Raw genomic sequence first — 7,419 nt, forward strand, 5'->3', positions numbered from 1 at the left:
GCCTATACCGTTGGCAGAGATACTAATGGGGTATATCACAACTTTATGCTTCAGCGCGAAGCAATAGACCGAACAACACTGGTAGATTTGCTGGCGAGTTTTTCTCAGCGCCAATCTGATAAGGGATATTTTTATAAGAAGTTATTGACCTTAAGCGCTGAAATCACTCACTTTAAAGCCATTACTAAAGTTACGCTGTTTGAAGACAAAAGTGATGGTGCCTTGCTAATGACTGACTATACATCGTCCTATTTTATTCTCGATGAAAAGGGGCAGTCAGAAATAACACCTTTTATTGAAGTAAACCATCAAGACGCGATCAGACACGGATTGCATCGTCCAGACAGCCCTTACTACAATTTCATGAAAAATGAATTGTGTGGCGAAATTTGGGAGCCATAGAGAGCTAAATAAAATCCATAGCGTAGCTTAGTTACTTTGCCTTAACGTTTTATTGTATTTTGTTTACAATAAACCATCTATTTCTAGCTATGGTTTGTTGTGATCTCTGTTCCTTTTCACACATTACTTTTTAACTGGGCACCACTATTGTCGGCCCAGTTAATGCTATTGGTATTGTTGTACTTTTACGTATTTGCTAGAAAAGTGCTATCAGGGTTCTGCTTCCATGTAGCGTTTTTACTGAGTTTTGTTTATTACCTCGTAGCGCTACAACTGCAATATTACACTGACTTTGAAACCGGTACCTACATTCTACTATCTAGAATTTTAGTCTTGTTTGGTATTGGCGTGCCTTCGTTACTATTACTGGTTTTAAGCCAAGTTAAACGAGATATTTCTCTTAACTTTAAGATAGCCTTATATCTTGTTGCGGTGTTAATAAGCACAGTGATTGTGTTTATTAAAGACATGGCTAACCACAACTTTTTATTCTCAACTGACGTTCAAAAAGCCATTCCTTTTGTTGTAGACAATAGCTTAGGTTTGTTCACCCACTCCCTATATCTAGTAGGTGCATTGCTAGTGCCTTCTGCCTATATTTTGTACCTTGAACACAAGAAGCCAAAAAGCTTGATCACAACTGCTTTTATACTTGGAGCAATAGTTGTGGCGCTATCCCAAATAGCCAGCCATCATATTGCTAATGGTTTTTGGCTTAACTATGTCGGCGCAATTTTCGTAGCACTGTGTTGGTTTCTAGCAGTATTTCACCACCTCAAACAAAATCAATATGTCTCACCCACGGAGCACACGTCGCAACATTTACCCCAAGCCCCTGAGCTACCCTATGTGGACAAAACGGTATCCAAAGACACTGTTTCTCTGGCCAAGGCGTATATTCATCAGCATTACTCACACATAAAAGACATCAATGAAATTGCCCGCAATTGTAATGTTAGCCGGAGCAACCTGATGAAGAAATTCAAGGAAGACACCAATCAAACCGTTAATCACTATCTCACTGCAATACGTATCAACGCCTCTAAACAACTCTTAAAAAGTCAATCAGTTACCGTTACTGCATTTGAAGTAGGCTTTAACAATTCAAACTATTTCAGCACGGTGTTTAAAAAATTCACCGGTCAATCTCCCGGTCAATTCCAAGAATCAACCACACTTTCTCAACAAAAAAGCAACCTCTAAATTACTGAAAGTTAACGAAAAAGACTATTTTAGAGTCGATATAGACAATATTTAAGGCTAACTACATTCAACAAAATACTATTCAAACGCATCTCAGTCTCTTGGAGTGTTTGGATGAACACAAAAAGTCACAACAAATTAGTACTTAACGTAATAATGGGGCTTGCTCTTAACGGGTTGTGTTTGGGGAAAGCGCTGGCCTTGTCGAGCGACAGCTCTGAATTTCAAGCGAATTATGTCAGTGAATCTCTATTTCAGTTAAGTGGCGGTCATACCTTTCCCAATGGAGCATGGTGTTGGTTTCAAGATCCAAGAGCCATTATTGATACTGGAGCACACCAGGGGCCGTTACTCTTAGTTTCTTCATTCTCCGCTCGCGAAAAGTCCCAATATGCCGCGCGAAATTGGGGAGAAAACATTCACCCATGGGCAAAAGGTGACAACGACCTATATTGGCTAAATCTAGCTTCAGGGGAAAAGGGTCAAGTCAAAGTTCACCAAGGGTTAACCCAAGATGATCACAATGTGGCTGCCATCCACCAGCGCTCTGACGGCAGGTATATTATCGCTTATGCAGACCACGGGTACGAGCCCGTTACCTATTTTCGCGTCAGTGAGCGCCCTCATGATCCCACGACTTGGCAGCCAGTAACTCAGTTTGAGCACGCTGATACTGTAACCTACAGCAATTTGTATCAAGCAGTTGATACATCAAATAAGCCATTACTCCTAAACTTTAATCGCTCCGTTGGCTTTGATCCCAATGTAATGATTTCGGCGAATGAAGGCCGCACATGGAGCTACGGCGGGCAGTTACTTGGAGGTCCCGGCCGACCTTACGTGCGTTATGCCCAAGGCGCTGGTCGCGTTCACTTTCTCGCAAGTGATCAACACCCACGAGTGTTTGACAACTCAATTTATCATGGCACTACCGATGGCACCTCAATATTCGCTAGCAATGGCGCTTTGATAGATGAGGATATCTCTGACGAGAACTTTATTGAGCCACACCAACTTACGGTAATTCATCGAGGCAAGCCAAGCGCTGTGGGCTGGGGAGTAGACATTGAAGTCACTGATGACGGGTTACCTTATGCTATTTACTCAGTACAAAAAAACAATCAAGAACGCGAGATGCTTCCTGGTTTGGATCACAGGTATGTATACGCGCATTTTGATGGTGAACTATGGCATACCGAGGAAGTGGCTTACGCAGGAACCGCCCTTTACGAGTACGAGCAAGATTACACCGGACTTGCCGCATTAGACCCTAATGATCCCAACATTATGGTTATCTCAACAAATGCAAACCCAGACACTGGCGAACCATTAATTAGCCAAGCTGACGGAAAGCGGCATTGGGAATTATTTCTCGGTAAGCGAAACAACAACGCCCAGTGGTCTTGGCGTCCGATTACCTTTAATTCAACACAAGATAATATTCGCCCCATCATTCCAAAGTGGGATACACAAGAGAACACCCATCCCGCCAAGCGAGTGGTGTTGTGGATGCGTGGTACCTATACCAGCTACACCGAGTACGACACACAGATAGTAGGGGTAATCCAACAGAGGGAGTCGCAGTAATGCCAGAAACCATTAATCGACGCTTATTTATTAAAGGTTCGTTGGTATCGGTTACCGCGCTTTGCATCAGCGGTTTTACATCTGCCACCAATCAGCTTTTTGTGATTCAAGAAAATGGGCAGTTTTTTAGCGCCACGCAGCTGACAATGCTGTCTGATATCGCTGAAATTATGATTCCCAGAACAGAAACACCCGGAGCACAAGATGCACAAGTGGCAGCCGTACTTGATGCAATGATGATCACTTGGGCCAGTAAGAAAACACAGTCAGAGTTCACTGCCTTTTTATCATCTATTAACGACATGAGTCGCTCAACACATGATAGCGACTATCTGGCTCTTTCACACCCGAATAGGTATGCATTGATAGAAGCCCTTGATAGAAATGCTTTCGCTAATCCACCCAGCCCGATATTCAACCACTATAAAAAGCTGAAATCACTTGTTTTCAGGCTTTACTACACCTCTGAAGAAGGCACAGAGAATCACGTACCTGTGCCCGGTGAATATCATGGCGATTTAACGCACGGGCAATATACAACAATGATGCAAGGGAGGGCATATGGCCGATTCAATTAACACGGATACTTACGATGTTATCGTTGTGGGCTCTGGTATTACCGGTGGATGGGCAGCAAAAGAGTTCTGCGAAAAAGGATATAAAACCCTTGTTTTGGAACGAGGTCGCCATTTAGACCATCCAGACAAAGAATACACAGATATGTTGCAGCCTTGGCAAATGTACAACAGAGCCATGATGCCGGAAATATATCAAGAAGAGGGGAGATACCAAGATTTAAAGGAAAAAAGTTACCCTTATTGGTCCCACGTATCACAATTTTTTGTCGACGAAAAAGACTTCCCTTATTCAAACCCAGAAGACAAGCCCTTTATGTGGACGCGCGGCTACCAACTTGGTGGACGTTCGATTACATGGGGAAGACAGTCATATCGCTGGGGTCCCAAAGACTTTGAAGCGAACGCCAAAGACGGACACGGCATACCCTGGCCTATAGGCTACGAAGATATAGCGCCATGGTATGACTATGTTGAGGAATTTGCAGGCATATCTGGTAATAAAGACAGCATAGACTCTCTGCCCGATGGGCAATTCTTAAAACCTTGGCCTATGAGTGCGGCAGAGCAATTTGTTGCGCAAAACGTGAATGCTTCTGAGCTTCCTGCAAAGATGATTATTGGTCGATGTGCCAACCTCTCTGAAACCACACCAACCCACCAAAAGTTAGGGCGTGGCCCCTGTCAGGCTAGAAATCAGTGTTCACAAGGATGTACGTTCGGCGCCTACTTTTGCTCGTTATCATCAACCTTGCCGGCCGCCCGAAAAACGGGAAATCTGACCATAGTGACAGACGCGATTGTTGAAAGCGTGGTTCAAGATGAAATATCAGGCAAAGCGGTGGGCGTTCGCGCCATCAATCAACACAGTAAAAATGTGACAACCTACCATGCCAGAGTCGTTTTTCTTTGCGCGTCAGCCTTAGCTAGCCTGCAAATCATGTTGAATTCGAAAAGCCGCCGATCTCCCGAAGGGATTGCCAATTCAAGTGGCATGCTAGGGCATTACATTATGGATCATTTTGGCGGCGCGGGTGCATATGGCACCGTTCCCGGTTTTGAAGACAAATACTCTTTTGGTCGCCGACCTACTAATGTGTACATCCCTAATTTCCGACACGAAAAACAAGGTGACGTCGACTTTATTCGGGGCTATGGCTACCAAGGGGACGGATCCAATCGGCCTCGACAAGGTCACACAGGCGAACGTGCTGGTATTGGTGCCAATGTAAAAGGGGAAGTAGGTAAACCCTTACCGTGGAGAATTGGCATAGGTATGTTTGGTGAGCTGCTGCCCTATTTCGACAATCAGGTGAGTTTACACACCACAAAAAAAGATGCTTGGGGCATTCCCCAACTCCACATTGAAGCTCACGGTCGAGAAAACGAAAAGAGAATGCTTGTTCAAGCAGCTGAAGATGCTAAGAACATCCTTATTGCAGGGGGCTGCACCAATGTTCAAAGTTTTCACCCCGACGTAAATCAGCATATTCAAATAGGTACACGCACCCACGAAATGGGCGGTGCATGTATGGGAGCCGACCCTAACAAATCCGTGCTCAATAAATGGTGCCAAGCCCACGACGTCCCTAACCTTTTTGTCACTGACGGTGCGTGTATGTCTTCTTGCGCCACACAAAACCCGTCACTGACCTACATGGCATTGACTGCTAGGGCGGCAAATTATGCGGCCAATCTATTACAAGAGGGAAAGCTATGAATCAACTCACTGGACTATTTTTATTGTTGTCCCTCAGCTTTGTCTATGGCTGTAGCGCTAATTCATATGGTAAGCACAGTGAATGGCGACAACTGTTCAACGGTGATGACCTATCACAATGGATGCTAGTGCATGGCAATGTGCCATTTACCGTTGAAGACGGCGCTATTGTAGGGAGAACGGTCGCCGGCATTCCTACCCGTTATCTCACAACCAAAGATCAATTTGGCGATTTTATTCTCGAGTTAGACATGTACAACAAAAATGGCGCAAACTCGGGGATCCAATTTCGCTCAGTAACTACAGCTCCATTCTATGACGGTCTAACTGGATATCAGCTAGAAGTAGACCCTTCCAACAGAAGCTGGACCGGAGGAATATATTTTGAAGGTGTGGGTGAATGGCGGCACACACCTATTTTTAACCCAGAGTGCCAAAATGCCTGGCACCAAGATACGTGGAATACCCTGCGTATTGAAGCTAAGGGGTATGAACAAAAAACCTTTGTAAACGGTGTTTTATGCAGCTATTTGTTCGATCACTATTTAACCAAAGGTCATATTGGGCTACAAGTACACAGCGTTGGAGACGACCCATCAATGGACGGTCTTGCCACGCGATGGCGCAATATTCGAATCATTGAAAACCCAACGAACAGCGACTATACGCCCTCTGACCTGAATGCCGATTCTAGTAGTCACCTCATTGACCAGTTAAGTGCTGTCGAAGCATACAAAGGGTGGCAACTCACAAAACAAGTTAGCCCTGAAAAAAATCGATGGGAAAAACAGACGATTGTTAACCCTATTGATGGAGAAACCTTCCACATTGATGCGCTTACCGTTAGTGAAGGACAGTCGGTTACATTGTTGCCTACAGGAAACTCCAGCGAGGCTTTTCATTTCATCACTCACTTTAAAATGTTACCCAATACTCAAGGTGAAATTCGCTATCCGGTAGTATTTAGAGGTGAGGACGGAAAAGACTACACATGCAATGCGTCTTTCCGCCTGAATGATGATAGAAATTCTGTTCCAGTTGAAACTCAGACTATGGGTGATCTCACTCACGTAATGTCTGCTGGAAACCTATCGGAACCCGGTCGACCCAAGCGGGTATTGTTTTCAGAATCGTGGCGATGGCTTGAAATTAAAAGTACACCAGAAAGTACACAACATTGGCTAAATGGCGTTAAGGTGTTGGAGTATAGTCAGTGCCATACTATGCCCCTAAGTGCCTTTAGTGATAACGCTGACAGTGATATCACCCTATCAATTAAACGTGGCTCTGTAACACTCAGAACTGTTAAACATCTCTTGTCATTGTGAACGCGCTGATTCCAATAACCAAGACTAGTTACGATACAAGGTTGAGTATAAGATGGATTAACACTATTTACTACCCTCTGTGACAGCTGACTTTAAGGCTTTTTTGATGCGTTTCAGATTCAAAAACAGCGGGTAATTACGGAGTAAGTGTAGGCGTACATGGATGTACTCGCAGCGTTTTTGCAATGCCTTACCTCCCCCCGTCTTATCATATCTCTCTTGGTTATCATTCTGTCTTAGGTGCCTGCACGACACGCTGCCCCTTGTATTTCGACTATCATTTCTTCTACTATTGTTAAGATTTTATCGATGTTGGCACAACTTATTGAACGAAGAAGAACAAATTAAAAAGGCAAGGTACAAAGTTACGCAACTTTTGTCGCGTCGAGAACATTCGGTTTTAGAGTTGATCCAGAAACTTAGTACGACGGGTATTCCGATGGCTATTGCCGAGGATGTCGTGTCGCAGTTTACGGACAAGCACATTCAGTCTGATTTGCGTTATGCCGAAAGTGTCGTCAACAGTGGAGTATAAGATGGATTAACACTATTTACTACCCTCTGTGACAGCTGACTTTAAGGCTTTTTTGATGCATTGCAGATT

Annotated in this window: 6 protein-coding genes and 1 pseudogene; all 7 read left to right on the top strand. The window is 44.2% G+C overall.

Features of this window, described 5'->3' with window-relative positions:
* Positions 1-402, top strand: a pseudogene (locus ACFOHL_RS14725) (hypothetical protein); the annotation flags it as partial.
* Between the two features lie 147 nt (positions 403-549).
* On the top strand, positions 550-1,605 hold the full coding sequence (locus ACFOHL_RS14730) for a helix-turn-helix transcriptional regulator (protein WP_376921004.1): 1,056 nt from the start codon (positions 550-552) through the stop codon (positions 1,603-1,605).
* 114 nt (positions 1,606-1,719) lie between these two features.
* Positions 1,720-3,192 (top strand): BNR-4 repeat-containing protein, encoded by a 1,473-nt coding sequence (locus ACFOHL_RS14735; protein ID WP_376921005.1) that lies wholly within the window; start codon positions 1,720-1,722, stop codon positions 3,190-3,192.
* Complete coding sequence (locus ACFOHL_RS14740; RefSeq protein ID WP_376921006.1) at positions 3,192-3,770, top strand: gluconate 2-dehydrogenase subunit 3 family protein; 579 nt, start codon at positions 3,192-3,194, stop codon at positions 3,768-3,770. The genes ACFOHL_RS14735 and ACFOHL_RS14740 overlap by 1 nt, the downstream gene beginning before the upstream one ends.
* The gene (locus ACFOHL_RS14745; RefSeq protein WP_376921007.1) at positions 3,754-5,487 is read left to right on the top strand and encodes a GMC oxidoreductase; all 1,734 of its coding nucleotides are present in this window, start codon (positions 3,754-3,756) and stop codon (positions 5,485-5,487) included. Before ACFOHL_RS14740 ends, ACFOHL_RS14745 begins: the two co-directional genes overlap by 17 nt.
* Positions 5,484-6,815: a 3-keto-disaccharide hydrolase gene (locus ACFOHL_RS14750; RefSeq protein ID WP_376921008.1), complete on the top strand. Its 1,332-nt coding sequence runs from the start codon at positions 5,484-5,486 to the stop codon at positions 6,813-6,815. Before ACFOHL_RS14745 ends, ACFOHL_RS14750 begins: the two co-directional genes overlap by 4 nt.
* A 325-nt stretch (positions 6,816-7,140) precedes the next feature.
* Positions 7,141-7,350, top strand: a complete 210-nt coding sequence (locus tag ACFOHL_RS14755) for a regulatory protein RecX (RefSeq protein ID WP_376921009.1) — start codon at positions 7,141-7,143, stop codon at positions 7,348-7,350.
* The last annotated feature ends 69 nt before the right edge of the window (positions 7,351-7,419 follow it).

It is taken from the genome of Agaribacter flavus (assembly GCF_042646125.1).
Classification (GTDB): domain Bacteria; phylum Pseudomonadota; class Gammaproteobacteria; order Enterobacterales; family Alteromonadaceae; genus Glaciecola; species Glaciecola flavus.